General features: G+C 38.9%; 25 protein-coding genes. 22 read left to right on the plus strand and 3 right to left on the minus strand.

Annotation, left to right across the window (positions count from 1 at the left end):
- The first annotated feature begins 5 nt into the window (after positions 1-5).
- The 9 genes from HG567_RS01845 to HG567_RS01885 are packed head-to-tail and all read left to right on the plus strand — an operon-like array spanning position 6 to position 8081.
- Complete coding sequence (locus HG567_RS01845; protein ID WP_202163887.1) at positions 6-1328, plus strand: M23 family metallopeptidase; 1323 nt, start codon at positions 6-8, stop codon at positions 1326-1328.
- A 2-nt stretch (positions 1329-1330) separates the two neighbouring features.
- Entirely contained in the window at positions 1331-1918 is a 588-nt protein-coding gene (minC, locus tag HG567_RS01850) for a septum site-determining protein MinC (RefSeq protein WP_202163888.1), read from the plus strand.
- A complete protein-coding gene (gene lpxC, locus HG567_RS01855; RefSeq protein ID WP_125301712.1) occupies positions 1915-2802 on the plus strand; it encodes a UDP-3-O-acyl-N-acetylglucosamine deacetylase in 888 nt (295 codons plus the stop codon). Before minC ends, lpxC begins: the two co-directional genes overlap by 4 nt.
- Before the next feature lie 21 nt (positions 2803-2823).
- Positions 2824-3297 (plus strand): tRNA threonylcarbamoyladenosine biosynthesis protein TsaB, encoded by a 474-nt coding sequence (locus tag HG567_RS01860; RefSeq protein ID WP_202163889.1) that lies wholly within the window; start codon positions 2824-2826, stop codon positions 3295-3297.
- A gap of 53 nt (positions 3298-3350) precedes the next feature.
- Positions 3351-4232 (plus strand): homoserine kinase, encoded by an 882-nt coding sequence (thrB, locus tag HG567_RS01865; protein ID WP_000261728.1) that lies wholly within the window; start codon positions 3351-3353, stop codon positions 4230-4232.
- Entirely contained in the window at positions 4219-4473 is a 255-nt protein-coding gene (locus HG567_RS01870) for a DUF448 domain-containing protein (RefSeq protein WP_202163890.1), read from the plus strand. Before thrB ends, HG567_RS01870 begins: the two co-directional genes overlap by 14 nt.
- Positions 4470-7313 (plus strand): translation initiation factor IF-2, encoded by a 2844-nt coding sequence (infB, locus tag HG567_RS01875; RefSeq protein ID WP_202163891.1) that lies wholly within the window; start codon positions 4470-4472, stop codon positions 7311-7313. Before HG567_RS01870 ends, infB begins: the two co-directional genes overlap by 4 nt.
- Positions 7313-7648 carry a 30S ribosome-binding factor RbfA gene (gene rbfA, locus HG567_RS01880; protein WP_202139966.1) on the plus strand — a complete coding sequence of 112 codons (336 nt, stop codon included), beginning with the start codon at positions 7313-7315 and terminating at the stop codon, positions 7646-7648. Before infB ends, rbfA begins: the two co-directional genes overlap by 1 nt.
- A complete protein-coding gene (locus HG567_RS01885) occupies positions 7641-8081 on the plus strand; it encodes a ribosome maturation factor RimP (protein ID WP_202139967.1) in 441 nt (146 codons plus the stop codon). Before rbfA ends, HG567_RS01885 begins: the two co-directional genes overlap by 8 nt.
- Positions 8082-8188: 107 nt before the next feature.
- On the opposite strand, the gene acs is transcribed toward HG567_RS01885, so the two are convergent.
- A complete protein-coding gene (gene acs, locus HG567_RS01890) occupies positions 8189-10177 on the minus strand; it encodes an acetate--CoA ligase (protein WP_202163892.1) in 1989 nt (662 codons plus the stop codon).
- 197 nt (positions 10178-10374) lie between these two features.
- Here acs and HG567_RS01895 point away from each other — a divergent pair, with 197 nt between their 5' ends.
- Together HG567_RS01895 and hsrA are read left to right on the plus strand one after the other, a co-directional pair.
- The gene (locus tag HG567_RS01895; RefSeq protein ID WP_202163893.1) at positions 10375-11487 is read left to right on the plus strand and encodes a metallophosphoesterase; all 1113 of its coding nucleotides are present in this window, start codon (positions 10375-10377) and stop codon (positions 11485-11487) included.
- A gap of 339 nt (positions 11488-11826) precedes the next feature.
- On the plus strand, positions 11827-12498 hold the full coding sequence (gene hsrA, locus HG567_RS01900; protein WP_001264984.1) for a response regulator-like transcription factor HsrA: 672 nt from the start codon (positions 11827-11829) through the stop codon (positions 12496-12498).
- A gap of 793 nt (positions 12499-13291) precedes the next feature.
- Here the strand turns inward: hsrA and HG567_RS01905 are convergent.
- Positions 13292-14335 carry a 3',5'-cyclic-nucleotide phosphodiesterase gene (locus HG567_RS01905; RefSeq protein WP_202139970.1) on the minus strand — a complete coding sequence of 348 codons (1044 nt, stop codon included), beginning with the start codon at positions 14333-14335 and terminating at the stop codon, positions 13292-13294.
- 30 nt (positions 14336-14365) lie between these two features.
- On the minus strand, positions 14366-16567 hold the full coding sequence (gene flhA / locus HG567_RS01910; RefSeq protein ID WP_100978066.1) for a flagellar biosynthesis protein FlhA: 2202 nt from the start codon (positions 16565-16567) through the stop codon (positions 14366-14368).
- A gap of 135 nt (positions 16568-16702) precedes the next feature.
- Here flhA and rpsO point away from each other — a divergent pair, with 135 nt between their 5' ends.
- The 11 genes from rpsO to fliY all read left to right on the plus strand — a co-directional run bounded on the left by rpsO (position 16703) and on the right by fliY (position 25745).
- Positions 16703-16975: a 30S ribosomal protein S15 gene (gene rpsO, locus HG567_RS01915; RefSeq protein WP_001207122.1), complete on the plus strand. Its 273-nt coding sequence runs from the start codon at positions 16703-16705 to the stop codon at positions 16973-16975.
- 30 nt (positions 16976-17005) lie between these two features.
- On the plus strand, positions 17006-18295 hold the full coding sequence (locus HG567_RS01920; protein WP_202163894.1) for an O-antigen ligase family protein: 1290 nt from the start codon (positions 17006-17008) through the stop codon (positions 18293-18295).
- A 129-nt stretch (positions 18296-18424) separates the two neighbouring features.
- Positions 18425-18928, plus strand: coding sequence for a type II 3-dehydroquinate dehydratase (gene aroQ, locus HG567_RS01925; RefSeq protein ID WP_000699284.1), 504 nt, complete (start codon positions 18425-18427; stop codon positions 18926-18928).
- Between the two features lie 13 nt (positions 18929-18941).
- Positions 18942-20015 carry an aminopeptidase gene (locus HG567_RS01930; protein ID WP_127971613.1) on the plus strand — a complete coding sequence of 358 codons (1074 nt, stop codon included), beginning with the start codon at positions 18942-18944 and terminating at the stop codon, positions 20013-20015.
- Positions 20015-20503 (plus strand): 2-amino-4-hydroxy-6-hydroxymethyldihydropteridine diphosphokinase, encoded by a 489-nt coding sequence (gene folK, locus HG567_RS01935; RefSeq protein ID WP_012552402.1) that lies wholly within the window; start codon positions 20015-20017, stop codon positions 20501-20503. The genes HG567_RS01930 and folK overlap by 1 nt, the downstream gene beginning before the upstream one ends.
- Complete coding sequence (flhF, locus tag HG567_RS01940; protein ID WP_202139972.1) at positions 20500-21876, plus strand: flagellar biosynthesis GTPase FlhF; 1377 nt, start codon at positions 20500-20502, stop codon at positions 21874-21876. Before folK ends, flhF begins: the two co-directional genes overlap by 4 nt.
- A complete protein-coding gene (ylxH, locus tag HG567_RS01945) occupies positions 21873-22757 on the plus strand; it encodes a flagellum site-determining protein YlxH (RefSeq protein ID WP_202139973.1) in 885 nt (294 codons plus the stop codon). The genes flhF and ylxH overlap by 4 nt, the downstream gene beginning before the upstream one ends.
- 4 nt (positions 22758-22761) lie before the next feature.
- A complete protein-coding gene (locus HG567_RS01950; RefSeq protein WP_001265941.1) occupies positions 22762-23076 on the plus strand; it encodes a hypothetical protein in 315 nt (104 codons plus the stop codon).
- On the plus strand, positions 23054-23821 hold the full coding sequence (locus HG567_RS01955; RefSeq protein ID WP_202163895.1) for an RNA polymerase sigma factor FliA: 768 nt from the start codon (positions 23054-23056) through the stop codon (positions 23819-23821). Before HG567_RS01950 ends, HG567_RS01955 begins: the two co-directional genes overlap by 23 nt.
- The gene (fliM, locus tag HG567_RS01960; protein ID WP_097552143.1) at positions 23814-24878 is read left to right on the plus strand and encodes a flagellar motor switch protein FliM; all 1065 of its coding nucleotides are present in this window, start codon (positions 23814-23816) and stop codon (positions 24876-24878) included. Before HG567_RS01955 ends, fliM begins: the two co-directional genes overlap by 8 nt.
- A 3-nt stretch (positions 24879-24881) precedes the next feature.
- Complete coding sequence (gene fliY, locus HG567_RS01965) at positions 24882-25745, plus strand: flagellar motor switch protein FliY (RefSeq protein WP_202163896.1); 864 nt, start codon at positions 24882-24884, stop codon at positions 25743-25745.
- The last annotated feature ends 1 nt before the right edge of the window (position 25746 follow it).

The following is a 25746-nucleotide window of genomic DNA, read 5'->3' on the forward strand; positions in this document are numbered from 1 at the left end:
TGATTTTGGAGTTGAGGTTTAAAATTTTAGCGTTAGTCGTTTTAATTTTAGGGGGTTATTTGATTTTTAACGCTTTAATCACAAAAACCAAAGCTTTAAGTTTTAGTTTGAATAGCAAAGAGGATGTGCTTAATGACAATAATGAAGCGCTTTTTTGGGATTTAAAAAAACCCATTAAGATTAAAATAGCAGCCCCAAAGGGCATCAAACGCTATGATTTAAAAGTAACCACGCAAGATAATTTGATTCTTTATGAAAAAGAAAATCTGGTATTGGATAAACCCAAGTCTTTAGAAGTGCCTTTAATTAGGCCTGAAATCATGGGGTTAGAAGACAAGTGCCTTTTGTATGAAATTCAAGCTAATGATTGGAGCTATGCTAATTTTTTCAATGGCAATAAGGCGTCTTTCAAACAAGAAGTGTGTATTGATACGATAAAACCCTTAATCACGATTTTATCTCGTTCCCCAAGCATCGCTTATGGGGGGAGCGCGGTAGTTGTCTTTGAAGCTTTGGATAAGAATTTGTCTCAAGCGTTTGTGCGCGTCAAAAAAAAGGATTTTAAAGCTTTCAGGCTTGTAGAATTCAAACAGCGTAATGTCTTTATCGCTCTAGTGCCTTGGTCTTATAAAAATAAGGATTTTAAGGCGTTCATTGTCGCTAAAGATAAGGCTTATAACTCTAATACCACCCCTTTATTACTCAAACGAAAAACCCATCATGTGAGAGAAAAAGAGATAGATTTAAGTGCCTTAAAAGACAAGATTGCAAAGCAAGAAAAATTTCAAAATCACACTGAACAAACTTTATTAGAAATGTTTTCCAACGCGCGCTTAAAAGATTTAGAAAAAATCCAAAAGATCGCTTTAGAGCAAGGGGATTTTTATAAGGATTTTTCCCATTTTCAAACGCTAAAACCCTTGAATGGGCCTTTTAAAATGACAAGCAATTTTTTAGAAAATCGTCGGTTTTTAAAGGACAATCAGGTGTTGTTTAAATTCTTGCATTTAGGGGTGGATTTGATACCCAGTAAGGATTTATCTTTAGCGTTTGATCCATCGGTAAAGAGGGTTTTTAAGGGGGAGTTGGATTTTTATGGTAATAGTTTAATCAATTGCTATGGGTTAGGTTTGTGCGTTTTTTTAGCGCATTTAAAAGATGATAAAAGCGTGGGGAGTAGTGGTTTGAAATTAGGGAGCGGGTTGCATTTAGGGATGCTTTTGCAAGGGGTTTTTGTCCGACCCAATGAATGGCTTAATGAGCAATGGATAAAAACCAATATCATCACCCCCATAGAGCAAGCCAAACAGCTTTTAATGAAAGGATAGTCATGTTAAAAACGAATCAAAAAAATGTGCATGCGTTTGAAATTGAAAAGCAAGAGCCTGAAGCGGTCATGGAATTTTTAGAAAAAAACCACGCCCTTTTGCAGTATTTTCTTATTATTTTTAAATATGATATTGAACCAGAAGTCAAAGCCATTTTGCACAAACACCAGCTTTTGTTTTTAGAAACGAATCGCGCTTTAAACGGACGCCATATCAAAACCATGCCTTTAAAAGAAGAAACCAATCATTCAAAACCCAATCATTCTAAAACAGAGCCTAAAACAACGATTTATGAGCGCCATATCAGGAGTGGTGAAGAGATTTATAGCGCTAATCATCTTATTTTTTTGGGTAATATCCACAATGGAGCGAAGATTATTTCAGAGGGCTGTGTGTCGGTTTATGGGGTTTGCGAAGGGGCGATTGTGTGCTTTGGAGAGTGCTTGATTTTAAAAGAAGTCAAGAGCGCTCAAATCGTTTTTCAAAATAAAATTTTCTCTTTAAAAGAGATTGAACGGCTTTTGGTAAATAAAAATATTAAAATAATCACTAAAAATGACGATATACTAGACATAAAGGAAGTATTATGAAACAAACAACCATTAACCACTCTGTGGAATTAGTAGGGATAGGCTTACACAAGGGCGTTCCTGTGAAGCTTGTTTTAGAGCCTTTAGGAGAAAATCAAGGCATTGTTTTTTACCGCTCTGATTTGGGCGTGAAGCTCCCCTTAAAACCTGAAAACATCGTGGATACCAAAATGGCAACCGTGTTGGGTAAGGATAACGCTAGAATTTCTACGATTGAGCATTTGCTTTCAGCTATCCATGCGTATGGCATTGATAATCTTAAAATCTCTGTGGATAACGAAGAGATCCCTATCATGGATGGGAGTGCTTTGACTTATTGCATGCTTTTAGATGAAGCAGGGATTAAAGAATTAGACGCTCCTAAAAAAGTGATGGAAATCAAGCAAGCCGTTGAGGTTAGAGAAGGCGATAAATTCGTTAAAATTGAGCCAGACAGCCAACTTTCTTTGAATTTCACGATTGATTTTAACCATCCGGTTATCGCTAAGCAAGCCCATCATTTCGTCTTTAGTAAAACCGCTTACAAAGAGCAAGTCGCTAAAGCCCGCACCTTTGGGTTTTTGCAAGAAGTGAATTACTTGCGATCCATTGGTTTGGCTAAAGGGGGGAGCTTGAATAATTGTATCGTGCTGGACGAAAACAGCATTTTGAATAAAGAGGGTTTGAGGTGTGAAAAGGAGTTTGTGTGCCACAAGATTTTAGACGCTATGGGGGATCTGATGGTCTTAGGCATGCCTGTGATGGGCAAATACACTTCTTTTTCAGGGAGTCATAAGCTCAATTCCATGTTGGTTAAAGCCATTTTAGCGGACGCTAAGAATTACGAAGTTTTGATCGCTACGGATCCGGTCAAAGAATTTGCGTTGCAAAAGGCTTTCGCTTAATCCTGAATTAGGGCTTATTTTTTGGAATTAGATTTAGCACTTATCTCTTTAGGCGAGGGGGTTTTGCTTGGGGTATATCAAAACAATTTTTTATGCGCTTCTTACACTTCCAAATCAAAAACAAGCGAAGCTTTAGTGGAAGTTTTTTCGCAATTATTCAAAGATTTTAAAAACCCTACTTTACCGGCGATTAAGGGGGTTTATTACGCTAAAGGGCCAGGGAGTTTCACTAGCCTAAAGCTCACGCATGTTTTCTTACACACTTTGGCTTTAATTTATGACTTTGAACTCTATTCCACCACAGGCTTTGATTTTAACGACAACACGCCCATTCTAGCATATGCCAATAAATACTTTGTTTCAAAAGAAATGGAAAGCTTGAGCGATTTTAAAGATTTGAAAATTGCGCCAAAAGATTTCATGCTGCCCTCTTTTTTAGAGAAAGACAAATTCACCCAATTGAACACGCCGTTTTACATTTTGCCTCCTATTTAGTGTATAATGCTAGTTTTAAAAATGAAAGGGTATCAAAAATAGGGGTTTAAAATTTGGTAGTGAGTGTTCCTGCAACAAGTGCGAATTTAGGTCCCGGTTTTGATTGCTTGGGTTTGAGCTTGAATTTACGCAATCGTTTTTTTATTGAGCCTAGCAGTTTCCATGCGGTGAAATTGGTTGGGGAGGGTGAAGGGATCCCTAAGTTTTTAACCAACAATATTTTCACTAAAGTGTTTTATGAGATTTTAAAAAAGCATGGGAATGACGGATCGTTTAAATTTTTATTGCATAATAAAGTCCCTATTACAAGGGGCATGGGGTCTAGCTCGGCGATGATTGTGGGGGCGGTCGCTTCAGCGTTTGCGTTTTTAGGGTTTGATTTTGATAGAGAAAACATTGTCAATACCGCTTTAATTTATGAAAACCACCCGGATAATATCACCCCGGCGGTGTTTGGGGGGTATAATGCAGCGTTTGTGGAAAAAAAGAAAGTGATAAGTTTAAAAACCAAAATCCCCTCTTTTTTAAAAGCGGTGATGGTGATCCCTAATAGGGCCATTTCTACCAAGCAATCGCGCCACCTCTTGCCCAAGCGTTACAGCGTGCAAGAAAGCGTGTTTAACCTTTCGCATGCGAGTTTGATGACGATGGCGATTGTGCAGGGGAAGTGGGATTTATTGCGTTGTTGTTCTAAAGACAGGATGCATCAATATAAGCGCATGCAAACTTATCCCGTGTTGTTTGCGATCCAAAAGCTCGCTTTAGAAAATAACGCCTTAATGAGCACGCTTTCAGGGAGCGGTTCGTCGTTTTTTAACATGTGTTATGAAGAAGACGCCCCTAAATTAAAGCAGGTTTTGAGCAAGAAATTCCCTAAATTTAGGGTAGCAGTTTTAGATTTTGACAATGATGGAGTCCTTATTGAGAAAGACTGAAATTAAAATCCGCATGTGTGTGGCGTGCAGAATGCGCCAACCTCAAAAGGATTTGTTGCGCTTGAAAAGTTTTGACAATCAAATTGTGGAGTTTGATGGCACAGGCCGTAGTTTTTATGTGTGTGGAAATTGTTTGAAAAATGGAGAAAAAAAGTTGTTGAAAGCGGTTTCAAAAATAAAGAACGCCCCAAAAGATACCAAAAATATCATTACTTGGATTAAGGAGAGAAGCATAGCATGAGTGGTATGGTTGATTTAAAAGAATTTTTAGCCGAGCTTGGTAAGACCCAAAAAGAGCTTAAAAATGTGATCGAGCAAGCCAAAGATATTGGTTTAGAGCTTAAGACAAATTCTAAAATGACCCCAGAGCAAGCCGGCAAGCTATACAAATACATTGTGGATGGCATTAAAGAACAAATACAAGCCAATCAACCCACTAAAAATCCTGAACAAGACAATAAAGACGATTTGAATACAGCCGTAGCGTCTAAACCTCTTAACAAAAAGGTTTCCAAAACGCCTAAAAAAGAAGAAACAAAAAGCCAGCCAAAGCCCAAAAAAACTAAAGAAAAGAAAAAAGAAGCTCCTACACCCATTGCCAAAAAAAAAGGAGGAATAGAGATTGTCAACACTTTTGAAAACCAAACGCCCCATGTAGAAAACACCCCTAAAGCGGTTAGCCACTCTCAAATAGAAAAAGCCAAGCAAAAACTCCAAGAAATCCAAAAAAGCCGAGAAGCCCTAAACAAGCTCACCCAAAGCAACGCTAACAACGCTAACAGCACCAATAACGCTAATAACGCTAAAAAAGAAATCAGCGAAGTTAAAAAGCAAGAGCAAGAGATCAAACGCCATGAAAACATTAAAAGACGCACCGGTTTTAGGGTGATTAAACGCAACGATGAAACAGAAAATGAAATTGAAAACAGCGTAACAGAAAGCAAAAAACCCACTCAAAGCGCGGCGGCTATTTTTGAAGACATTAAAAAAGAATGGCAAGAAAAAGACAAGCAAGAGGCTAAAAAAGCCAAAAAACCCAGTAAGCCCAAAGCCACCCCCACAGCCAAAAACAACAAATCCCATAAAATTGATTTTAGCGATGCGAGGGATTTTAAGGGCAATGATATTTATGATGATGAAACCGATGAAATCTTATTGTTTGATTTGCATGAACAAGATAATCTCAATAAGGAAGAAGAAGAAAAAGAAATCCGCCAAAATATCAACGACAGGGTGCGCGTCCAAAGAAAAAACCCTTGGATGAATGAAAGCGGGATCAAACGACAATCCAAGAAAAAACGCGCATTCCGTAACGATAGCAGCCAAAAAGTGATCCAAAGTGCGATTTCAATCCCTGAAGAAGTGCGCGTCTATGAATTCGCGCAAAAAGCGAATTTGAATCTGGCTGATGTGATTAAAACCCTCTTTAATTTAGGGCTTATGGTAACTAAAAACGACTTTTTGGATAAGGATAGCATAGAGATTTTAGCCGAAGAGTTCCATTTAGAAATTTCTGTTCAAAACACCTTAGAGAAATTTGAAGTAGAAGAAGTGCTAGAGGGGGTGAAAAAAGAGCGCCCGCCTGTGGTTACTATCATGGGGCATGTTGATCATGGCAAAACTTCGCTATTGGATAAAATCCGTGATAAAAGAGTCGCTCACACGGAAGCTGGGGGGATCACTCAGCACATTGGCGCTTACATGGTAGAAAAAAATAACAAATGGGTGTCTTTCATTGACACCCCAGGGCATGAAGCCTTCAGCCAGATGCGTAATCGTGGGGCTCAAGTTACAGATATTGCAGTGATTGTGATAGCGGCTGATGATGGCGTGAAGCAACAGACTATTGAAGCTTTAGAGCATGCAAAGGCCGCTAATGTGCCTGTGATTTTTGCAATGAATAAAATGGATAAGCCTAATGTGAATCCGGACAAACTCAAAGCTGAATGCGCTGAGCTTGGTTATAACCCTGTGGATTGGGGCGGAGAGCATGAGTTTATCCCTGTTTCGGCTAAAACGGGCGATGGCATTGATAATTTGTTAGAAACCATTCTCATTCAAGCGGATATTATGGAATTAAAAGCCATAGAAGAGGGCAGCGCTAGAGCGGTTGTTTTAGAAGGGAGCGTGGAAAAAGGGCGTGGGGCAGTAGCCACGGTGATTGTCCAAAGCGGGACTTTAAGCGTGGGGGATAGTTTTTTTGCCGAAACGGCGTTTGGTAAAATAAGAACGATGACTGACGATCAAGGCAAGAGCATTCAAAATTTAAAACCCTCTATGGTGGCTCTCATCACAGGCTTAAGCGAAGTGCCTCCTGCAGGATCTGTTTTAATAGGGGTAGAAAACGATTCTATCGCGCGCTTGCAAGCTCAAAAGAGGGCGACTTATTTACGCCAAAAAGCCTTGAGTAAAAGCACTAAAGTGTCTTTTGATGAGCTTTCAGAAATGGTCGCTAATAAGGAATTAAAAAATATTCCTGTAGTCATTAAAGCGGATACGCAAGGAAGCTTAGAAGCCATTAAAAACAGCTTGTTAGAGCTTAATAACGAAGAAGTGGCGATTCAAGTGATCCATTCAGGGGTGGGGGGCATTACTGAGAATGATTTGAGCCTAGTTTCTAGCAGTGAGCATGCGGTGATTTTAGGCTTTAACATCCGCCCTACCGGTAATGTGAAAAATAAGGCTAAAGAATACAATGTGAGCATTAAAACTTACACGGTGATTTATGCCTTGATTGAAGAAATGCGATCGCTGTTATTAGGCTTGATGAGTCCTATTATTGAAGAAGAGCATACCGGGCAAGCGGAAGTGAGAGAAACCTTTAATATCCCTAAAGTAGGCACGATAGCCGGGTGTGTGGTGAGCGATGGGGTGATCGCTCGTGGCATTAAGGCGCGTTTGATTAGGGATGGCGTGGTGATTCACACCGGCGAAATCCTTTCTTTGAAACGCTTTAAAGACGATGTGAAAGAAGTTTCTAAGGGCTATGAGTGCGGGATCATGCTAGAAAATTATAATGAGATTAAAGTGGGCGATGTGTTTGAAACCTACAAAGAAATCCATAAAAAAAGAACCCTCTAATGAACGCTCATAAAGAACGCTTAGAATCCAATCTTTTAGAATTACTGCAAGAGGCTTTAGCGGGCTTGAACGACAGCGAATTGAATTCTTTAAGCGTTACTAAGGTGGAATGCTCTAAAGGGAAGCACCACGCTTTGGTGTTTGTGCTTTCATCAGATCATAAAATCCTTTCTAAATTAAAAAAAGCTGAGGGTTTGATCAGGCAGTTTGTTTTGCAGGCGAGCGGATGGTTTAAATGCCCAAAGCTCAGTTTTGTTTTAGATGATAGTTTAGAAAAGCAGCTCCGCCTAGACGCCTTATTTAATGAAATCGCTAAAGGGAAAGATAATGACTAAAAAAATAGAAGAGAAAATAGAGGGCGTGATTGAAAGCTTGGGTTATTTGCTTTATGATGTGAGTTTGGTTAAAGAAAACGAGCAGCATGTTTTAAGGGTGAGCCTTAAAAACCCTAATGGGGCGGTTAGTTTGGACATTTGCCAACAAGTGAGCGAGGTGATTTCGCCCTTATTAGATGTGTGCGATTTTATTCAAGACGCTTATATTTTAGAAGTGAGCTCTATGGGGTTAGAAAGAACGCTTAAAACCCCCAAACACTTCAAGCTTTCTTTAGGCGAAAAAGTGGGAGTCAAACTCACAAATAAAGAAAGCTTTCAAGCTGTCCTTAAAGACGCTAACGATTGGAGCGCGGATTTTGAATTAGAGGATCACGCTATCAAAAGCGTGGAGTATAAAGATTTAAAGAAAGTTAAAACGCTTTTTGAGTGGTGAAATAATGCGAAGCGGTAGCGTTTCCTACACTTTATGAGAAATTACCGCTTGATTGAAATTGGCTCTTGTTATTTGGCTAAAAAACGCCAAAAAGCATTTTTGAGATTTCACTCTTCCATTTGAACGATACTCATTATTTCTTTAACCACATTCACATCTTCTAGCGTGCTTAAATCTTGAGTGATAGGCTCTTTTTTGGCGATGGATTTCAAAAGCCTTCTCATGATTTTCCCGCTCCTGGTTTTAGGCAAACCTGGCACATACATGACATTGTCTAATTTCGCGATCTTTCCAATTTCAACGGATAAGATATGGTTCATTTCTTTTAACAATTCTAAACTCTCGCCAAGATTGCATTTAGCCCCATCGCACAGCACCACAAACGCAAACAAGCCCTCTCCTTTAATCGTATCAGGGATACCCACTACCGCGCATTCAACCACCATTTCATGTTTAGAAATAGCGCTCTCCACTTCAGCCGTGCCAATCCTATGCCCACTCACATTCACAATATCATCTGTGCGCCCAATAATAGTGATGTATCCGTTTTCATCCACGATAGCGCCATCTCCAGAGAGGTAGACATATTCCCCATTCAACTTGATCTGAGAAAAATAGCTATCAATGTATCGTTTCTCATCGCCCCAAATGTTTCTTATCATAGAAGGCCATGGCTTAGTGATGCATAAAAACCCTTGCTCTCCGGGCTTTGTTTGGGTGCCGTCTTCGTTTAAAACTTCTGCATGGATTCCAGGCAAAGGTAAAGTCGCACAACTGGCCCTTATAGGCGTAGCTCCCGGTAAAGGGCTGATGATATGCCCGCCTGTTTCTGTTTGCCACCAAGTATCCACGATACTGCATTTTGAATTGCCGATTTTTTCATAAAACCATTTCCATGCCGTAGGGTTAATGGGCTCTCCCACCGTTCCTAAAACTTTGAGCGATTCTAAATTATACTTTAAGGGTTCGTTTTCGCCTTTAGCATGCAGCATTCTTATAGCGGTGGGAGAAGTGTAGAATTTATCCACGCGGTATTCTTCTATCATCCTCCACCATCTCCCATAATCCGGATAAGACATCGTGCCTTCTAGTATCAAAGTCGTTGCCCCGCAAGCTAAAGGTCCATAAACCACATAAGTGTGCCCTGTGATCCAACCAATATCAGCGGTGCACCAAAAATTATCGTTATCTCTAATATCAAAAACCCACTCCATCGTCATTTGTGCCCACAGCAAATACCCCGCACTGCTGTGTTGAACGCCTTTAGGTTTCCCGGTTGATCCGCTTGTATAGAGCAAGAATAAAGGATCTTCAGAGTCCATCATTTCAGGTTCGCATTTATCGGATTGGTAATTGACCATTTCATTATAGACAAAATCGCGCCCTCTCACATAGTCAATCTCTTTGGCGTTTCGTATCACAATGAGCGCTTTTTCCACACTAGGGCAGGCATTATTTTCTAGAGCCTTGTCAAGGGCTGGCTTGAGCATATAGGGTTTGCCTTTTCTAAAAGTCCCATCCGCTGTGATAACTAATTTGGCTTGAGCGTCGTTGATCCTATCCCTCAAGGCTTCAGGGCTAAACCCAGCAAAAACGATGCTATGGATCGCTCCAATCCTAGCGCATGCGAGCATCATATAAACGCTTTCTACAATCATAGGCATATAGATAATGACTCTATCGCCTTTTTTGACATTGAATTCGTTTTTTAAAAGGTTGGCTGTTTTATTGACTTCAGAGTGGAGTTTTCTGTAGGTGATGACATTATAATCCCCCATTTCCCCTTCAAAAATGATCGCTACTTTATTTTTTTTGTCTTTTAAATGCCTGTCTATGCAATTGTAAGAAACATTGATTTTGCCGTTTTCAAACCATTTGAAAAAAGGGGCGTTATCGCTGTTTAAAACCTTATCAAAAGGTTTAAACCATGTGAGTTTTTGCTTGGCTAACTCGCCCCAAAAATGTTCATAATCTTCATTGGCTTCATGCACTAAATCTTTATATTCGCACATGTTTTTAATCCTGGCTTGCTTGGCAAACGCTCTGTTAGGGTTAAAGATTTTTTTAGCGAATTCTGAATCATTGTCTAATTGCATCGCATCTCCTTTCTCATGGCTTTAAGCACATTTTTTATTATTATATCCAAACTCACACTCTTTTAAAGGGAGGGATACTTTTCTCTTTCTGTGTGGATTGAGACTGATAAAAAAGGAAATAGCACGATGAAACCTAAAGGGGGTATTAGCGTTAATATGCTAATATAGCTAAAACATTACGACTATAAAAGGGTGATATGCTGATCTCCATAGCGTTTTTATTGGTTTTATGTCTTTTGAATTATAGTTCTTTTAGGATGTTAAAATCGTTTTTAACCTTAAAGAAAATCTCTCGATACGCTTATTTGGGTTTTTTCATCCTTTTGAGCGCGGGCGAGGCGGCTTTTGTTTTTTATAGGAATGTCATGCCTAGCCATTTGTTTGTTTTGACTTCGGCGTGTTCGTTTGTGTCCTTTATTGTGTTTGTTTTTTCTTTGAGTTTTTACGGGTTTTCTTACTCTGTAGAAAAAATAGATTTCTTACCTTCAAGGCGTAAAGGTTTAAAAAACTTTTTAAAATTAGGGTTTTATCTGGCGTTATTAGGGTATTTTTGGCGCGGGTTTTATGAAGGGTTGGCCCGCCCTAAAATCAAAGAAACCCCTATTTATTTAGACAAGCTGGATAAAGAATTAAAGATTATTTTACTCACAGACATGCATGTGGGGAGTTTGTTGCAAAAAGATTTTGTTGATTATATTGTAGAAGAAGTCAATCAACAAAAAGTGGATATGGTGCTGATTGGGGGGGATTTAGTGGATGAAAACATTGAAAAAGTCAAATCCTTTTTACTGCCTTTAAACAACCTTAAAAGCGTGCATGGCACTTTTTATGTGCCAGGAAACCATGAGTATTACCATGGCATAGAGCCGATTTTATCGTTTCTTGACACGCTTAATTTGACGATTTTAGGGAATGAGTGCGTGCATTTAGGGGGGATCAATTTGTGCGGCGTGTATGATTATTTCGCAAGGAAGCGTCAAAATTTTGCCCCTGATATTGACAAAGCTTTAAAAAAGCGTGATAGTAGTAAGCCCACGATCCTTTTAGCCCACCAACCTAAGCAAATTAGAAGCCTCAAAGAAAGCCACTCTGTGGATTTAGTGCTTTCAGGGCATACCCATGCAGGGCAAATCTTTCCCTTTAGCCTTTTAGTCAAGTTGGCGCAAACCTATTTACATGGTTTATACAAGCACAGCCCCACCACTCAAATCTATGTGAGCAGTGGGGCAGGGTATTGGGGGATTCCTTTAAGGTTTTTAGCCCCTAGCGAGATCGCATACCTTAGGCTCTTACCTAAAAATCAAGCTTAGTTAAACAAAGCTTTAAAATCTTAATCAAGCGGTTAAAAACAAGGAGTTAAAAAACAACCGCCAAGACAAAGGGAAAGGAGGGGGAGGTGACCCTTCAATCTTAGCGGTGCCAACCAAACCATAAGGAATGGTTGGATTTGCAATTATACAATAAAATGGTGATTTTTAGCAAATGATTTTAAAAATTATCCATAAAAACGCTCAAAGGTATTTTTACAACCAATAACCAAGGGCTTGATTTTAATCAAGCGATAACTTTTATTAATATTTTCTTAAACTAATTTAAAATTATGATATAATCAGTGCTTGAATTACTCTTAAATGCAGGAGTCATACACCATGCGCGTTCTACTGATTGAAAAAAATTCTGTTTTGGGTGGAGAAATTGAAAAAGGCTTAAATGTTAAAGGCTTTATGGCTGATGTAACAGAGAGTTTAGAGGATGGGGAATATCTTATGGATATTAGGAACTATGACTTAGTTATGGTTAGCGATAAAAACGCTTTAAGTTTTGTTTCTAGAATCAAGGAGAAACATTCTTCTATTGTTGTTTTAGTTTCTTCTGATAACCCTACAAGCGAAGAAGAAGTCCATGCGTTTGAGCAGGGCGCGGACGATTATATCGCTAAACCTTACCGCAGCATTAAGGCTTTAGTCGCAAGGATTGAGGCTCGTTTGAGGTTTTGGGGTTCTAATGTGATTGAAATTGGGGATTTGACCATTAGCCCTGATGAAGAAAAGATTATTTACAAGGGGCGTGAAGTTGAAGTGAAAGGAAAGCCTTTTGAAGTGCTGACCCATCTTGCTAGACATAGGGATCAAATCGTCTCCAAAGAACAGCTTTTAGACGCTATTTGGGAAGAGCCTGAAATGGTTACCCCTAATGTCATTGAAGTGGCTATCAATCAAATCCGCCAAAAAATGGATAAACCCTTGGGGATTTCCACGGTTGAAACCGTAAGACGCAGAGGCTATCGTTTTTGCTACCCCAAACCGGCGTGTGAAGAGTAAATTCCGTGGTTTGCTAAAAAAAAATAGATTAGAATGAGAGTGTGGAGTGGGTAAAATCAAATATTTGAATAGCGATAATAGAGACACTCATATCGTGTTGGTGTTTAGCTAGGAGCATGATCATTTTATCTGCGATTAGTAGGGTGTTTTGGTTAAAAAAACACTCAAATAAATTCGTATCAATTCATGGATTTAAATATTTATCAAAATACAAATTTTGGCTCCGTTTTCATTGGATATTGAAAAAGTCTTATTTTTGTGGGATTTTTATGGGATACAAGAAAAATACACAAAGAAAACGCTAGCTAAACCCTAGCTTGCACTAAAATTTTAGTGTAGTGGCGTTGTGAGAACCATTAAAACTATGATTGCTAATAGTAGTTTCATAGTTGGTCATCTCCTTTTTAAGATAGCCGCTCACTATTACCCAAACTCTAACATGCTCCAAATACCCGCAACAAAAAACAATAAAATAGAGAGATAACTTAAAATGATTATTTGCGTTGGCGTGATGATAATTTAAAAAACCTAAAAATACTAAAAAAGTATTTTTTACAACCAAATTATTAAGAGAGCTTGATTTTAAGCAAGCGATAGTTTTTTAAAAAAGCGGTTTTTTGGGGTTAGGGGGATTTAGTTGGAGGTTTATAGGGGGAGAATTATTTTAAAATATCTTCTATCCTTAAAAAATGAGTTTTTGCTATAAAACGATGGAATGAAAATTTTTAAACCTTTCAAAAAGAGTTTTTAAACTCTTTTTAGTTTTTGTTGGCTTTTTCTAAACAGCTTAGTTTTAAGCGTTATTGAAGATTTCTTCAATTTGTTCTTTAATATCCCTATAATTGAAACTCTCTCTAAAGCCATCAATCTTGCCTCCGCTCGCATTCCTATGCCCGCCTCCATTAAAACACATTTGACTGAGTTCGCACACATCGCAATTCCCATTCGCCCTTAAGCTCACATTCCCTTTAGAATTCACATCTATATAAAAATCAAAATCCGGATTTTGCGTTAAAAAAAGGTTAGCCAACACGCTAATACCCCCCATAGAATAACTTAAAAACCCTTTTTTATCCTGGTAATAAACGCTGCAATCATGCTTTTTTAAAGAGAGCAAATGCGTTTGCGCGTTTGAAGAGATATTGTCCATCGTTTCTGCATCAGGGTCGCCCCCTAAAGCGATTTTTTTAAGCTTGAACAAATCGTTATCATAGGCTACAGGGGCATTTTCTAAAAACAAATAGTTTTTAACTTCTTCTAAAAGCTTTAATTTATAATCGCGGTTTTCATCATCAAACATGAAACGATTCAATTCAGAGCTTTGGTTAATCATGCGCATACACACCTTGCCTAATTCAAAGCCATAACCTTGCGTGTCCCAAATATCCACAGAATTGACCATTTCCACCAAAGGCTCTAGCCATGTTGTGTTTTTTGGCTCTAAAATAGCGTAATGCTTTTTCAAAAATTCATACACGATTTTAGTCGCGCAACGGTTCGTGTCTAAAAAATACCAATGGAAACTCTCAGCCACTTCCTTACCGCTGATATGGTGATCTAAAAGCTGGATTTGAATGTTTTTATTTTGCAAGCGGTGTTCTTGGATCTTATCCTGTAAATACTCTGCTTCGTTCAAATTCAAATTCAAATCGCTAATCAAAATAAGGAATTCACTCTCTTTAGATTGAGCGATCGCATTTAGAATTTCATAAATTCTCGCTGAGACTTCACGCCCGTAATTAGCGTTATAGCATTGGGTATTTTTAAAAAATTGTTTTGAAACAAGCTGGCATGCATAGCCGTCTAAATCAATGTGTGAAAGGTGGTAAACTTGCATCATTCTCCTTTTTTATTAATTATTTATCCATTAAAAGTTAATGTGGATCGTGCCTAAGGCTTCAAAATTAGAGTTAGGATCTAATTCCGCATGGCTTAGCACGACCACATCAATCCTGGCCTGCTCCATTTGATTAGAAAGGGCTTTTCTTAAATTAGGCTCTACAATCAAAATCACCGGAGCGATCCCTTTTTGCAAGACTTTCATAGCCTCTTCAGAGACCCCTTCAATGAGTTTTTGCAATTCGCTCACATTGAGTAGCAAGCTCTTAGAGGTGCCATTTTCTCGCAATTTATTAAGCAAAAATTGTTCGCTATCGGTAGAAAAGGTTAAAAATTTCAAACGACCGTCTTCAGATTTAAAAGCGTTAGTGATCACCCTAGAAAGCCTCGCCCTCACTTGTTCGGTTAAGATATTCACATCATTTTGAACCAATGGGGCAATATCGGTAATCGTTTCCAAAATAGTGAGCATATCTTTAATGGGGATTTTTTCATGCAACAAGGCTTGCAAGACTGATCGGATCGCACCGGTGGGGATTTTTTTACTCTCTTCTACAATCGTAGGATAGTCTTTAGCCAAGCGTTCTAAAAGGGATTTCACTTCATCTTTAGTGATAAAATCTTCAGCGTATTTTTTCACTAATTCGCTGGTGTGTGTCGCAATAACGGTGCTTGGATCAATAATAGTATAGCCTTGAATAATGGCCTCTTCTTTATTTTTAGTTTCAATCCATAAAGCGTCCATCCCAAAAGCCGGCTCTTTAGTGGGAATGCCCTCAATTTCTTTATTCACAAAGCCGGTATTCATGGCTAAAAACTTATCTGGCATCACCATGCCCTCACCAATCACAATGCCCTTAAGCTTGATTTCATAATGCGTTGGGGGGAGTTGCAAATTATCCCTGATCCTAATTTGTGGCATCAAAAAACCATAATCGCTCGCTATCTTTTTTCTAATACCCCTAATCCTTTCTAACAAATCGCCCCCTTGTTTCATGTCCGCTAAGCTAATGAGCTGATAGCCTAAAGCCAATTCTAAAAATTCAATTTTTAACACTTCATCAATGGCTTGCTCTTCTTCTCTTTTGAGCTCTTCTTGGGTTTTAGTCCTTGTGGTTGGGGTGTGGGGTTTGATTTTGGAGCTGTGGGGTTTTTCGCTCAAATCCAAGCCGAATTTTTGACTCAAATAATTTTCTAATTTGGTGAGCAACCCGTCCTTTCCCTCCCTGCTAATCAGCCATGCGATGAATAAAAAGAGTGTCCCTACAAACGCTAAAGAAAAGGTAGGGAGTCCAGGAATGGTTGCAAAAAGCAATAGAATCGCTCCCACAATCACTAAAGTTTTGCTTTTATTGGTGAGCTGTGTGATGAGTTTGGAAGCGAAGTCCTCTTCTTCATTTTGCGTGGTGCGAGTGGCGACAATACCGGTCGCTGTTGCAATGATTAAGGCAGGGATTTGCCCTACAAGCCCATCGCCAATGGTTAAGATAGTGAAAGTGCTAGCGCTAAAGCTCAAGCTCATATCCCTTTGAAACACGCCCACTAAAAACCCTCCAATGATATTAATAAGCGTGATAATGATAGAAGCAATCGCATCGCCTTTGACAAATTTAGACGCGCCATCCATCGCGCCATAAAAATCCGCTTCTTGGCTTAGAGCGGCGCGCCGTTTTTTGGCTTCCTTATCATCAATAAGCCCTGAGTTTAAATCCGCATCAATCGCCATTTGCTTTCCTGGCATAGCGTCTAGAGCGAATCGCGCTCTCACTTCAGTAACCCTAGTAGAGCCATTAGTAACCACTAATAAATTCACTAACACTAAAATACTAAAGATAATAGCCCCAATCACATAATTCCCGCTCACGCTAAATTCCCCAAACGCCGTGATAATATCGCTCACCGCGCTAGGCCCTTTATAGCCTTGGGTTAAAATCATTCTAGTGGTGGCGACATTTAAAGCCAAGCGGTATAAGGTTACAATGAGTAATAGAGTGGGGAAAGCACTAAAATCAGTCGGCTTGTCAATATAAAGCCCGATTAAAATAATCAACACCGATAGCGCGATAGAAATCGTGAGTAAAAAATCCAACACAAAAGGCGGTAACGGCACGATAATGATCGCTAAAATAGCTATCACAAAGACCACAAGGGCTAAGTCTTTGGATTGCAAAAAGCGTTTAAAGACAGGGAAAGTCTTTTTAAAAGCTAATTTGGAGCGTTCGTTTGCCATAATCTAAAATCAATGCCTTAATTTTGGTAGGTGTGTTTGTTTCTTATTATAATATAAAGTTTAAAAGTATGACACAAAAAAGCTTATTTTACGCTATAATGCGATCTTTATTAAATTACCAATTAGGAGGTCGTTATGGCTTTGAATCTGGAGAAAAAACAAGAAATCATTAAGGCGTTTGCCACTAAGGAAAACGATACGGGTTCTTGTGAGGTGCAAGTGGCGTTATTGAATGAAAGGATCAAGCTTTTAACCGAGCATTTAAAGGCTAACCCCAAAGATCATTCCAGTCGTTTAGGGCTTTTAAAATTAGTCGCTCAAAGACGCAACTTGTTGAAATACATCAAACGCACTAATCATGCGCGTTATGTGGTTTTGATTGAAAAGTTAGGCATTAAAGACAGATAATTTTTATCGGTTTTAGGGTGTGGCGAGTTTGTGTTGAAAGAGCGTTTGAAAGCCTTTTTTAGTGCGGACTCTGTTTTCACTTTAATTTTTGCCCTTTTCTTTCTCACTTCGTTTAAAAAGCCTTTAACTCAAGTCTTATTGATTGTTTTAATGGTTTTTTTGTTTCTTAGGTGTTATTTCCAAGCGTTTTTGAAAGAAACTTTCGCAATTAATCATTTAAAAACCATGTCTTTTAAATGGCTCACTCTGGCTTTTTTGGGCGTGTTTTTAAGCATCTTCCCTAACATGTTTAACATGTATGATAGCCAAACTTTCCGCTATAATTTATTCGCTCTAAACATGTCCTTAACTTACGCTTGCGGGGCGTTATGCTTGCTTTTTGCCAGTTGTTTAAGAATTAAATTGAATCAAAAAATCCTTTTTTATAGCATGGCTGTTGCAAATTTCATCAACGGCTTGCTTTCATTGGTGCAAAAAATTTATTTTAACATGCCCAGAGCGCAAGGGTTTAGCACGGTTAAGGAGTATGTGGTTTTAGTGAGCGTTTCCATTTTAGGCTGTTATATTTATGCGCTTTATTCGCAAAATCAAAAAGAAAAACTTTTTTTCACCCTTTCTGTTTTTGTGGGGTTTTTAGTCGTTATTTTAAGCGCCACAAGGAGCGCGACAATCGCTTTTGTGGCTACTTTTTTAATCCTTTCTTGCTTTATTTTATACGCCAAAAAATCGCTCAAACCATTGGGTTATATGGTGGTTGTGAGTCTTATTTTGAGCGCTTTGTATGTGGGGAGTAACGCTTTAGAAAAAAAGGGGGCAATAGAGCAATCTAGGGTTCAAAACCAAAGCTTTGAAGAAGATTTGAAACGCTACGCTAAAAAGGACGCTGATAGCAGTATCGGGTGGCGTTTGGAGCGCTGGAAAGAAGCCCTAACGGTTTTGCGTTTAAGGCCCTTTTTTGGTATGGCCGCTAGCGAGAAATGCCAGAGGTTAGAAGAGATTTTATCCTTATCAAAGTCTTATAGAGCCAAAGATTTGATACTTTGTTATGAAAGGTATGACAATCAAATCATTCATATTCTAGCCACTAGGGGGATCATAGGCTTTTTAATCTGGCTCTTTTTTTTACTAGCGGTTGTAAAGATTTTTTGGAGCGGGATCAAGCAAAATTCTTTAATATCATTCTTTATATTAACGACACTCGCTTTTTACCTCATTTTTGGCATCGGGTTTGACCCCTTTGATTTCTTCATTACGGGAAGTTTTTTTGTAGGAATGGCCATGATGGCTGTTTTTTTAAAAAAGGATAAAAGCGCTTTTTAGCATCAAAAAATTTAACGCTAGTCAAGCGGTAGTTTCTTGACAATGCGTTCTTAGGGGATTTAAGGGGTAAGATAAAAACTTATGCTATAATGCGGTTTCATTCCATATTCAACAAGGAGAAATAAATTAATGAAAATTTTAGTGATTCAAGGGCCTAATTTAAACATGTTAGGACACAGAGACCCAAGACTTTATGGCATGGTAACCTTAGACCAAATCCATGAAATCATGCAAACTTTCGTGAAACAAGGCAATTTAGATGTGGAATTAGAGTTTTTTCAAACCAATTTTGAGGGCGAAATCATTGATAAAATCCAAGAGAGCGTGGGCAGCGATTATGAAGGGATTATCATTAACCCTGGAGCGTTTTCGCACACTTCTATTGCGATTGCAGATGCGATCATGCTAGCGGGCAAACCCGTTATTGAAGTGCATCTCACTAACATTCAAGCCAGAGAGGAATTCAGGAAAAATTCTTACACTGGAGCGGCTTGTGGAGGCGTGATCATGGGATTTGGCCCGCTTGGCTACAACATGGCTTTAATGGCGATGGTCAATATTTTAGCCGAAATGAAAGCGTTCCAAGAAGCCCAAAAAAACAACCCTAATAACCCCATTAACAATCAAAAATAAAAGGGGGCTACCCATGAAAGGATTAGAAAGAGAATCGCATTTCACGCTCAATGAGAACGCGATGTTTTTTGAATGTGCTTATAGTTGCGATAACGCTTTGTTTTTGCAATTAGACGATCGCTCGTTTTTTATCACTGATTCTCGCTACACTCAAGAAGCTAAAGAAAGCATTCAGCCTAAAAATGGCGTTTTAGCGGAAGTGATAGAATCCAGCGATTTAGTGCAAAGTGCGATTGATTTGATCGCTAAAAGTTCGGTTAAAAAGCTCTTTTTTGACCCCAATCAAGTGAATTTGCAAACCTATAAGCGTTTGGATTCAGCGGTTGGGAATAAGGTTATTTTAGAGGGCGTGCCTAGTTACCACCGCCAAAAACGCATCATTAAAAACGATCATGAGATCCAACTTCTCAAAAAATCTCAAGCGTTGAATGTTGAAGCTTTTGAAAATTTTGCCGAGTATGTGAAAAAGATTTTTGATGAAAAAGAGTCCTTGAGCGAGCGGTATTTGCAACATAAAGTTAAGGACTTTTTGACTAAAGAGGGGGTTTATGATCTGAGTTTTGAGCCTATTTTAGCCTTGAATGCGAACGCGAGCAAGCCCCATGCTTTGCCTAGCGCAAAGGATTTTTTAAAAGCGGAGCATAGCATTCTTTTGGATATGGGGATCAAATACGAACGCTATTGCTCTGATCGGACTCGCACGGCTTTTTTTGACCCTAAAGATTTTGTATTCAAAAGAGAGCAGAGTTTCAAGGATAAAGAGCGTCAAAAGATTTATGACATTGTGAAAGAAGCGCAAGAAAAGGCTATTTCAGGCATTAGAGCGGGCATGACCGGTAAAGAAGCGGACAGCTTGGCTAGGGGAGTGATTAGCGATTATGGTTATGGGCAGTATTTCACTCACAGCACCGGGCATGGCATTGGCTTAGACATTCATGAGCTTCCCTATATTTCATCGCGCAGTGGAACCATTTTAGAAGAGGGCATGGTGTTTTCCATAGAGCCTGGGATTTATATCCCTGGATTTTTTGGGGTGCGCATTGAGGATTTAGTGGTGATCAAAAATTCTAGGGCTGAGCTTTTGTGATGCGAGAGATCCTTACTAACCGCTTTTTCCCTAGCCTTTTTAAAAAAAGGCTTGATTTTTCTAACAGGGTGGTTTTAGGGTTGGGATCTAATCTTAAAAATCCTTTAAAAATATTAAAAAATTGTTTTTTATATTTTAAAAATCATAGTAAAATTGGGAAAATCTTTTCTTCGCCCATTTATATCAATCCGCCTTTTGGTTACACTAATCAACCTAACTTTTATAACGCTACGATTATCCTTAAAACATCTTTAAGTTTGCGCCATTTTTTTGCTCTAGTGTTTTATATAGAAAGGCGTTTTGGGCGCAAAAGGAAGCGCGATTTTAAAGACGCTCCAAGAACTTTGGATATTGATATTATCGCTTTCAACCAAGTCATTTTAAGGCAGAATGATTTGACTTTACCTCACCCTAAATGGAGTGAAAGGGATTCGGTGTTAGTGCCGTTGGCTTTGCAACAAATTCTTTTTAAAAAAGGGGAGTGGTGAAATTCTATACCTATAGTGGGGAGACGGCTGCTGAAGCTTTAAAGATCGCTCAAAGCCACCATGGGGTGGATACGCTGGTGTTTAAAACCCAAGAAATCCGTAAAAAAACGCTCACTTCTTCTGGGCTTTATGAAATCGTTGTGGCGGTTGAAGAAGAAAACGAAAACAAACCCCCTAAAGCCCCCCTTATTCCTGAAAGTTTGTATAATGAAGAATTGAATGAAGAAGATGTGGTCATGCAGCTTTCAAGCACTGTAGAAGAAATGCGCAAACTCGCTGGGGTTTCATCCAATCAGCGCAACTATAGTTTTTCAAAAAATAAGACTACTTTAGAAAAAGACGCCCCGTTAGAGGATGCACCTTTAGAGGCTAATAAGCAAGACGCTTTATTGCAAGCTTTAAAAGATGAAGCCAACCATAAAAAAGAAAGAGAAAAAAGAGAAGTTAAACAAGAAGAAGAAATTAAAGACATCAATCTGCAACTAAGTAAAATCAGAGACAGCTTGAAACTCATTCAAAACATGTTTTGGGATGAGAAAAACCCCAATTCTGTCAATATCCCTCAAGAATTTGCCGAAATTTACAAACTGGCCAAACAAAGCGGGATGAAATCCAGTCATTTAGATGAAATCATGCAATTGAGCTTGGAATTGATGCCTTTACGCATGCGCGAAAATTCCGTAACGATCAAGCGTTATTTTAGAGAAGTGTTGCGTAAAATGATCTTGTGCCGCCCTGAAGATTTGAATTTAAGGCAAAAACGCATTTTAATGCTTGTAGGGCCAACAGGCGTGGGGAAAACGACGACTTTAGCTAAATTAGCCGCACGCTATTCTAGAATGCTAGCGAAAAAATACAAGGTGGGCATTATCACTTTAGACAATTATCGCATTGGGGCTTTAGAGCAATTGAGTTGGTATGCTAATAAAATGAAAATGAGTATAGAAGTGGTGATTGACGCTAAGGATTTTGCTAAAGAAATTGAAGCTTTGGAATACTGCGATTTTATTCTAGTGGATACGACAGGGCATTCGCAATACGATAAAGAAAAAATTGCCGGTTTGAAGGAATTTATAGATGGGGGCTATAATATTGATGTGTCCTTAGTGCTTTCGGTTACCACTAAGTATGAAGACATGAAAGATATTTATGATTCTTTTGGGGTGTTAGGGATTGACACTTTAATCTTTACGAAATTGGACGAGAGTAGGGGGTTAGGGAATTTGTTTTCTTTAGTGCATGAAAGCCAAAAACCTATCAGCTATCTTTCTATCGGCCAGGAAGTGCCTATGGATTTGAAAGTGGCTACTAATGAATATTTAGTGGATTGCATGCTAGATGGCTTTAGTAACCCTAATAAGGAACAAGCATGAACAATCAAGCGAGCCGCTTAGATAATTTGATGAATATTAAAAACCCTAAAAGTTTTTTTGATAATAAAGGGAATACCAAATTCATCGCTATCACAAGCGGTAAGGGAGGCGTGGGGAAATCCAACATTAGTGCTAATTTAGCTTACTCTTTATATAAGAAAGGTTATAAGGTGGGGGTGTTTGATGCGGATATTGGTTTAGCGAATTTAGATGTGATTTTTGGGGTGAAAACCCATAAAAATATCTTGCATGCCTTAAAAGGTGAAGCCAAATTGCAAGAAATCGTTTGCGAGATTGAACCCGGGCTTTGCTTAATTCCCGGGGATAGCGGCGAAGAAATATTAAAATACATTAGCGGTGCAGAAGCTTTAGATCAATTCGTGGATGAAGAGGGGGTTTTAAGCTCTTTGGATTATATTGTGGTTGATACAGGCGCTGGGATTGGAGCTACTACGCAAGCGTTTTTGAATGCGAGCGATTGCGTGGTGATTGTTACCACACCCGATCCTTCAGCGATTACCGATGCGTATGCTTGCATTAAAATCAACTCCAAAAATAAAGATGAATTGTTTCTTATCGCTAACATGGTAGCCCAACCTAAAGAAGGCAGGGCGACTTATGAAAGGCTGTTTAAAGTGGCTAAAAACAATATCGCTTCATTAGAATTGCATTACTTGGGAGCGATTGAAAACAGCTCTTTATTGAAACGCTATGTGAGGGAGCGAAAGATTGTAAGAAAAATAGCCCCTAACGATTTGTTTTCGCAATCCATTGATCAGATAGCGGGCCTTTTGGTTTCTAAATTAGAAACCGGCACTTTAGAAATACCAAAAGAAGATTTGAAAAGCTTTTTCAAAAGGCTTTTGAAGTATTTGGGGTAGACTGATGAGAGTTCAAAATTTTATCCATTTTTCTGTTGTGGTAGGGTTTTTTTTGGGGTTAGTGTTTTCGGTGTTGAAATTCAATGAGCCAGAGAGCATTTTATTATGGACGGTGTTATCCACGCTTGGGGGGTATTTGATCGCCTTATTGTTTGCGTCTATTTTTATCGCTTGCACGGATTTAGACATTTGTCTTTTTGACAAAAAAGGCACTGAAGAGAGCTTGCTTCGTTTCAACCATGAGTTTAAGAACAGAGAAAAAGAAGTGGCTAGTATTTTAGAATACATTAGAAGTTATGATTTTGATGATGGAAAATAGAATGCCCAAAGAAATTCAAAAAACTGAAACCAGCGAAAAAAATATAGAAAAGGTTTTGAACGCCTATGATAAGCAACAACACCACCATCAAGACGCACTCGCTATCCAGTATTTACCAGCCGTGCGCGCTATGGCGTTTCGTTTAAAAGAGCGTTTGCCCAGCTCTATTGATTTTAACGATCTGGTTTCTATTGGCACTGAAGAATTGATTAAATTAGCCAGGCGTTATGAGAGCGCGTTAAACGATTCTTTTTGGGGGTATGCTAAAACTCGTGTCAATGGGGCGATGCTAGATTATTTGCGCTCTTTAGATGTGATTTCTCGCTCTAGCAGGAAACTCATTAAAAGCATTGATATTGAAATCACCAAACACCTTAATGAGCATGGGAAAGAGCCTAGCGATGAATATTTAGCAGAAGCTTTAGGCGAAAATATTGAAAAGATTAGAGAAGCCAAAACAGCCTCAGATATTTATGCGTTAGTGCCAATAGATGAGCAATTCAATGCGATTGAGCAAGATGAAATCACTCAAAAAATTGAAGCAGAAGAGTTGTTAGAGCATGTCCAAAAAGTGCTGAATCAAATGAGCGAAAGAGAGCAAATCCTTATCCAACTTTATTACTTTGAAGAGTTGAATTTGAGCGAGATTAAAGAGATTTTAGGCATCACTGAATCGCGCATTTCTCAAATCATTAAAGAAGTGATTAAAAAGGTGCGTAAATCCTTAGGAGTGGATCATGGCTGATATTTTAAGCCAAGAAGAAATTGATGCGCTTTTAGAAGTTGTTGATGAGAATGTGGATATTCAAAATGTCCAAAAAAAAGATATTATCCCGCAGCGCAGCGTAACCCTCTATGATTTCAAGCGCCCTAATCGTGTGAGTAAGGAGCAACTGCGCTCTTTTAGGAGCATCCATGATAAAATGGCTAGGAATCTTTCTAGTCAAGTCTCTTCTATCATGCGTTCTATTGTAGAGATCCAGCTCCACAGCGTGGATCAAATGACTTATGGCGAATTTTTGATGAGTTTGCCTAGCCCTACGAGTTTTAATGTCTTTTCCATGAAGCCTATGGGAGGAACGGGGGTTTTAGAGATTAATCCTAGCATCGCTTTCCCCATGATTGACAGACTATTAGGGGGCAAGGGGAGCGCGTATGATCAAAACAGGGAGTTTAGCGATATTGAATTGAATTTATTGGATACGATTTTACGCCAGGTGATGCAAATTTTAAAAGAAGTGTGGTCGCCTGTGGTGGAGATGTATCCTACCATTGACGCTAAAGAATCCAGCGCGAATGTGGTCCAAATCGTCGCTCAAAATGAAATTTCTATCATGGTGGTTTTAGAGATTATTATCGGTCATAGCCGTGGGATGATGAATATTTGTTACCCGGTGATTTCCATTGAGAGCATTCTTTCTAAAATGGGGAGTAGGGATTTGATGCTTTCAGAAACGAACTCTAAAAAGAGCCGTAATAAGGAATTGCAAGCGTTATTGAGCGGGGTGAGCGTGGATATGATCGTGTTTTTGGGCGCGGTAGAATTGAGTTTGAAAGAAATGTTGGATTTAGATGTGGGGGATACTATCCGGTTGAATAAAGTCGCCAATGATGAAGTGAGCGTGTATGTGCATAAAAAAAAGCGTTATTTAGCGAGTGTGGGGTTTCAAGGGTATAGGAAAACCATTCAAATTAAAGAAGTGATTTATAGTGAAAAAGAACGCACTAAAGAAATTTTAGAAATGCTAGAAGAACAGCGCAGAGGCAAAGTGGGCGATATTATGAAAATAGAAGAAGAGTGAGAAATGCAAGATTTTATTAAGATTTTTATTCAAGAGGTTGTCTCTACTTTAGAAGGGTTAGTGGGTAAGGCTCCAAGCGTGGGATTAGAAAAAGAAATTTCTAGTAGCGAAGAATCTTTTTTGAAATTAATCAGCGTGCCTTATGCAAGGGTTAAGATTAGTGCGATTGAAAAAGAAGAGAGCTCTATTGAATTACTGGCTCCGGTAGATTTAGTTACCGCTTTAAGCGATTTGATGCTAGGAGGTGAGGGGGCGAGTAAGGAAGAAATGGATAATGACGATTTAGACGCTTTTAAAGAAATGGCTTCTAATATTTTTGGTGCGATCGCTACGAGCTTGAAGTCTCAAGAATTGCTCCCTAAACTCAATTTCACTACCACGAACGCTGAGATCGCTAAAGAGCTTCCTAAAAAAGAAGATTACGCTAAAGCGATGGTGTTTTCTTTTAAAATGGAAGCCATCAAAGAAAGCCAAATCGTTTTATTGACTACGGCGGCTTTTGAGGGCCAATTTGAAAAAACGCATAAAGAAGAAAAAGAAGAAACGACACAGAGCGCTACTGAAGAGATTAAAACCCACGATGCGTCTTTAGAAAACATAGAAATCCGCAATATCAGCATGCTTTTGGATGTGAAATTGAACGTTAAAGTGCGTATCGGGCAAAAAAAGATGATTTTAAAAGATGTGGTCTCTATGGATATAGGGAGCGTGGTAGAGTTGGATCAATTGGTGAATGACCCTTTGGAAATTCTTGTAGATGACAAGGTGATCGCTAAGGGCGAAGTGGTGATCGTGGATGGGAATTTTGGCATTCAGATCACGGATATTGGCACTAAAAAAGAACGCTTAGAGCAACTGAAAAATTAAA

It is taken from the genome of Helicobacter pylori (genome assembly GCF_016755635.1).
In the GTDB taxonomy this organism is placed as follows: domain Bacteria; phylum Campylobacterota; class Campylobacteria; order Campylobacterales; family Helicobacteraceae; genus Helicobacter; species Helicobacter pylori_CQ.

What these genes read in the sequence shown, in the direction of transcription:
- rpsO (WP_001207122.1), top strand. Translation starts at nt 16,703, where the DNA reads ATGGCTTTGAATCTGGAGAAAAAACAAGAAATCATTAAGGCGTTTGCC.
- flhA (WP_100978066.1), bottom strand. Translation starts at nt 16,567, where the DNA reads ATGGCAAACGAACGCTCCAAATTAGCTTTTAAAAAGACTTTCCCTGTC.
- acs (WP_202163892.1), bottom strand. Translation starts at nt 10,177, where the DNA reads ATGCAATTAGACAATGATTCAGAATTCGCTAAAAAAATCTTTAACCCT.
- lpxC (WP_125301712.1), top strand. Translation starts at nt 1,915, where the DNA reads ATGAAACAAACAACCATTAACCACTCTGTGGAATTAGTAGGGATAGGC.
- HG567_RS01895 (WP_202163893.1), top strand. Translation starts at nt 10,375, where the DNA reads ATGCTGATCTCCATAGCGTTTTTATTGGTTTTATGTCTTTTGAATTAT.
- aroQ (WP_000699284.1), top strand. Translation starts at nt 18,425, where the DNA reads ATGAAAATTTTAGTGATTCAAGGGCCTAATTTAAACATGTTAGGACAC.
- infB (WP_202163891.1), top strand. Translation starts at nt 4,470, where the DNA reads ATGAGTGGTATGGTTGATTTAAAAGAATTTTTAGCCGAGCTTGGTAAG.
- hsrA (WP_001264984.1), top strand. Translation starts at nt 11,827, where the DNA reads ATGCGCGTTCTACTGATTGAAAAAAATTCTGTTTTGGGTGGAGAAATT.
- HG567_RS01930 (WP_127971613.1), top strand. Translation starts at nt 18,942, where the DNA reads ATGAAAGGATTAGAAAGAGAATCGCATTTCACGCTCAATGAGAACGCG.
- ylxH (WP_202139973.1), top strand. Translation starts at nt 21,873, where the DNA reads ATGAACAATCAAGCGAGCCGCTTAGATAATTTGATGAATATTAAAAAC.
- fliM (WP_097552143.1), top strand. Translation starts at nt 23,814, where the DNA reads ATGGCTGATATTTTAAGCCAAGAAGAAATTGATGCGCTTTTAGAAGTT.
- folK (WP_012552402.1), top strand. Translation starts at nt 20,015, where the DNA reads ATGCGAGAGATCCTTACTAACCGCTTTTTCCCTAGCCTTTTTAAAAAA.
- minC (WP_202163888.1), top strand. Translation starts at nt 1,331, where the DNA reads ATGTTAAAAACGAATCAAAAAAATGTGCATGCGTTTGAAATTGAAAAG.
- fliY (WP_202163896.1), top strand. Translation starts at nt 24,882, where the DNA reads ATGCAAGATTTTATTAAGATTTTTATTCAAGAGGTTGTCTCTACTTTA.
- rbfA (WP_202139966.1), top strand. Translation starts at nt 7,313, where the DNA reads ATGAACGCTCATAAAGAACGCTTAGAATCCAATCTTTTAGAATTACTG.
- HG567_RS01885 (WP_202139967.1), top strand. Translation starts at nt 7,641, where the DNA reads ATGACTAAAAAAATAGAAGAGAAAATAGAGGGCGTGATTGAAAGCTTG.
- HG567_RS01955 (WP_202163895.1), top strand. Translation starts at nt 23,054, where the DNA reads ATGATTTTGATGATGGAAAATAGAATGCCCAAAGAAATTCAAAAAACT.
- HG567_RS01905 (WP_202139970.1), bottom strand. Translation starts at nt 14,335, where the DNA reads ATGCAAGTTTACCACCTTTCACACATTGATTTAGACGGCTATGCATGC.
- HG567_RS01950 (WP_001265941.1), top strand. Translation starts at nt 22,762, where the DNA reads ATGAGAGTTCAAAATTTTATCCATTTTTCTGTTGTGGTAGGGTTTTTT.